Genomic DNA, 3,920 nt, shown 5'->3' with positions numbered 1-3,920 from the left:
ACCTTGCCGGTATCGGCATCGACGATCACGCGGTTGCCCCTGGCGTCGTAGTAGATGTCGAGATTACCGTCCTGGGCGACAAGGATGCCCCCGGTATCGGCAGCGCGGACAACCCTTGGCGCATTGTCCGTCGTCGGCGCGGCGAACGCCCCGGAAGACACAAGCCCGGCGGCTAGCGCCGAGAGGGCAAAGATCGTGCGGAACATGGTGGCCAAATTCTCCGGTCCGTAAATTTGCCGCCGCCGGCATTGTCTTCTGGCGAACCCCTTCGCCAGCAAACCAGTTACACCATCCTATGGTTCCAACATGAACCGGGCATGAAGATGGCGGTTTTCCGGCGCCTCAAGGAATATAGGCTAGCTTTCGGCAAGTCCCAATTCCTTGCGCGCCTGCCTGGTAAGCTTCAGGGCGACAAGGCGATGGCTCTCGCGCAGATAGTCCTTCAGCGCGGCATCATCCATGCTCTGGCTTGTCCGACGCTGGATCCATGTCATGCCGCGCGAGGCAAGATAGGGTGCGGGCCGTAGCCCCGGCTGTTCCTTGAGCACATCATAGGCGATATCGGAACATTTGAAGGTGACGAAGAGCTGCTGGCCATCGTCCCAGCCGCCGATCGCGAAGACCTTGGCCCCCACCTTCCAAACATGGGCGCCACCCCACTGGACGACATGGGTCGTCGAAGGCAGCGAGTCGCAGAAGCTGTTGTAGTCGTCCAGTGTCATCCCCACCCCACGTTTTATATGAAAACGCCGCGCGTCCAGGAAGGACGCGCGGCGCAGGATCAGGCTGCCGCTTCCGCCGCGACGATCGTCGGTTTGGAGCGGAAATTCAGCCGGTCGGAACCGGCTGTCACCTTGACGGTCGAGCCGTCGAGGATGTCGCCGAGCAGGATCTTCTCCGCCAGTGGGTCCTGCAATTCCTTCTGCATCACCCGCTTCAGCGGCCGCGCGCCATAGGCCGGGTCGTAGCCCTTGGCCGCCAGCCAATCCACCGCCTCCTGGTCCAGCGATAGCGTGATCTTGCGGTCGACAAGCAGGCTCTCGAGCCGCTTGAGCTGGATCTCGACGATGCGGCCCATATCCTGCCGGCGCAGCCGGTGGAACAGGATCACCTCGTCGACGCGGTTGAGGAACTCCGGCCGGAACGATGCCCTGACGACGTTCATCACCTCGTCGCGCACCAGATCGACATCCTGGTCCTCGGTGAGGTTGACGAGATATTCGGCGCCGAGGTTCGACGTCATGATGATCAGCGTGTTGCGGAAGTCGACCGTGCGGCCCTGGCCGTCGGTCAGGCGGCCGTCGTCGAGCACCTGCAAAAGCACGTTGAACACATCCGGATGCGCCTTCTCGATCTCGTCGAACAGCACGACCTGATAGGGCCGGCGCCGCACCGCTTCGGTCAGCGCGCCGCCTTCCTCATAGCCGACATAGCCGGGAGGCGCGCCGATCAGCCGGGCGACCGAGTGCTTTTCCATGAACTCCGACATATCGATGCGCACCATGGCGCTCTCGTCGTCGAACAGAAAGCTCGCCAGCGCCTTGGTCAGCTCGGTCTTGCCGACACCCGTCGGTCCGAGGAACATGAACGAGCCGATCGGCCGGTTCGGATCCTGCAGGCCCGCGCGGGCGCGCCGCACCGCTTTCGACACAGCTTGCACCGCCTCGCCCTGGCCAACGACGCGCTTGCCGATCTCGTCTTCCATGCGCAGCAGCTTGTCGCGCTCGCCCTGCAGCATCTTGTCGACCGGAATGCCGGTCCAGCGCGAGACGATATGGGCGACGTGGTCGGGGGTAACCACCTCTTCGACCATGCCGGCTTTGCCGTCCTGGGCCTCGGCCTCCTTCAGCTTCTTTTCCAATTCCGGAATCTTGCCATAGGCAAGCTCGCCGGCGCGCTGGAATTCACCCTTGCGCTGAGCAATGGCAAGGTCGTTGCGCGCCTCGTCGAGCTGCTTCTTCAGGTCGGCGGCGAGCCCGAGCTTCTGCTTCTCGGCCTGCCACTTGGCGGTGATCTCGGTCGATTCCTCCTCAAGGCCGACGAGTTCCTTTTCCAGGCGGGCGAGCCGGTCCTTCGAAGCATCGTCCGTCTCGACCTTCAGCGCCTCGCGCTCGATCTTGAGCTGCATGATGCGGCGATCGATCTCGTCCAGCGCCTCGGGCTTGGAATCGACCTGCATGCGCAGCCGCGATGCGGCTTCGTCGACCAGGTCGATCGCCTTGTCCGGCAGGAAGCGATCGGCGATGTAGCGGTTGGACAGCGTCGCCGCCGCCACCAGCGCTGAATCCGAAATGCGCACCTTGTGGTGCTGCTCGTATTTCTCCTTCAGGCCGCGCAGGATCGAAACGGTGTCTTCCACCGTCGGCTCGTCGACGAAAACCGGCTGGAAGCGCCGGGCAAGGGCTGCATCCTTCTCGACATGCTTGCGATACTCGTCGAGCGTGGTGGCGCCGACGCAGTGCAGCTCGCCGCGCGCCAGCGCCGGCTTCAACAGGTTGGACGCATCCATGGCGCCATCCGCCTTGCCGGCGCCGACCAGCGTGTGCATCTCGTCGATGAACAGGATGATGTTGCCGCTGGCCGAGGTGACTTCGGAGAGCACGGCCTTCAGCCGCTCCTCGAACTCGCCGCGATATTTGGCGCCGGCAATCAGCGCGCCCATGTCGAGCGCCATCAGCTGCTTGTCCTTCAGCGATTCCGGTACGTCGCCATTGACGATGCGCAGTGCCAGGCCTTCGGCGATCGCCGTCTTGCCGACGCCGGGTTCGCCGATCAGCACCGGATTGTTCTTGGTGCGGCGCGACAGCACCTGGATGGTGCGGCGGATCTCGTCGTCACGGCCGATCACGGGGTCCAGCTTGCCGGCACGGGCATCCGCAGTCAGGTCGCGCGCGTATTTCTTCAGCGCGTCGTAGCCCTGTTCGGCACTCGCCGAATCGGCGGTGCGGCCCTTGCGGACATCGTTGATGACCTGGTTGAGCGCCTGCGCGGTGACGCCGGCCTTGGCCAATATGTCGGCGGTCTTGGCCGACTTTTCCATGGCGAGCGCCTGCAAGAGCCGCTCGACCGTGACAAAACTGTCGCCGGCTTTCTTGGCCAGTTCCTCGGCGGTCGAAAACACTTTCGCCAGCGGCTGGGCCAGATAGAGCTGGCCATTGCCGCCCTCGACCTTGGGCATCGCTTCGAGCGCCGTCTCGACGCCAAGCTTGACGTCGCGGATGTTGCCGCCGGCGCGTTCGATCAGCGACGCGGCCAAGCCCTCGTCGTCGTCGACGAGCACTTTCAGGATATGTTCAGGGGTGAATTGCTGGTGGTTGCGGGAAAGCGCCATGGTCTGCGCGGACTGGATAAAGCCGCGCACGCGCTCTGAGTATTTCTCAAGGTTCATATCTGTCTCCTTCCATCACCGGCCCGCTTTGCGGCACCGGATCCGATTGCGGTGACGGACCCGCTCATTCGAGCCGGGTCCAGTTGAGGCTGATATGGTGCACAGGCGCTGAACCCTCAAGACGTCCCGATATCGGCAACCACATAATATTGCACGGCCGCCCAAACGAAAACGGCGGAGATTTCTCTCCGCCGCTCAATGCCTTGAAATGCCGTTGGGTCAGTTATCGATATCGACATTGACCGGTTGGGCGTTGCCGCTGTCGGCCGGGGCCGCAGCCACCTCGCCGGCGTCGGTCCCGGAACTGGCATTGTCACTACCGCCATCAACCTGATCGGCGTTGACGCGCGGGCGGCGCGGACGACGCGGACGACGGGCAGCACCGCTTTCGGCGGCCGCCTCGTTGAGTTCGGCCTGGGCGGCAAGACCTGCCGGGGAAAGGTTCTCGAACGACGGAGCCGGTTCGGCCGGCGCCACAGATTCGGTCGGCGAAACGGCTTCGCCCTGGACCGGGATCTCGTTGCCCTGGGGC

General features: G+C 63.8%; 2 protein-coding genes and 2 pseudogenes. All 4 read right to left on the bottom strand.

From position 1 onward, the window contains the following. Nucleotides 1–206 (bottom strand): annotated as a pseudogene (locus tag EN969_RS20480) (hypothetical protein); the annotation flags it as partial. 150 nt (nt 207–356) lie between these two features. Continuing rightward, complete coding sequence (locus EN969_RS20475) at nt 357–722, bottom strand: MmcQ/YjbR family DNA-binding protein (protein WP_013529465.1); 366 nt, start codon at nt 720–722, stop codon at nt 357–359. Nucleotides 723–781: 59 nt separating this feature from the next. Further along, nucleotides 782–3,388, bottom strand: coding sequence for an ATP-dependent chaperone ClpB (gene clpB / locus EN969_RS20470; RefSeq protein WP_063169066.1), 2,607 nt, complete (start codon nt 3,386–3,388; stop codon nt 782–784). Nucleotides 3,389–3,607: 219 nt separating this feature from the next. Next, nucleotides 3,608–3,920 (bottom strand): annotated as a pseudogene (locus EN969_RS20465) (DUF4167 domain-containing protein); the annotation flags it as partial.

The organism is Mesorhizobium sp. M7A.F.Ca.CA.003.01.2.1 (genome assembly GCF_003998945.1).
GTDB classification, from domain to species: domain Bacteria; phylum Pseudomonadota; class Alphaproteobacteria; order Rhizobiales; family Rhizobiaceae; genus Mesorhizobium; species Mesorhizobium ciceri.
This window is presented reverse-complemented; position numbering and strand designations above follow the sequence as displayed.

What these genes read in the sequence shown, in the direction of transcription:
- EN969_RS20475 (WP_013529465.1), bottom strand. Translation starts at nt 722, where the DNA reads ATGACACTGGACGACTACAACAGCTTCTGCGACTCGCTGCCTTCGACG.
- clpB (WP_063169066.1), bottom strand. Translation starts at nt 3,388, where the DNA reads ATGAACCTTGAGAAATACTCAGAGCGCGTGCGCGGCTTTATCCAGTCC.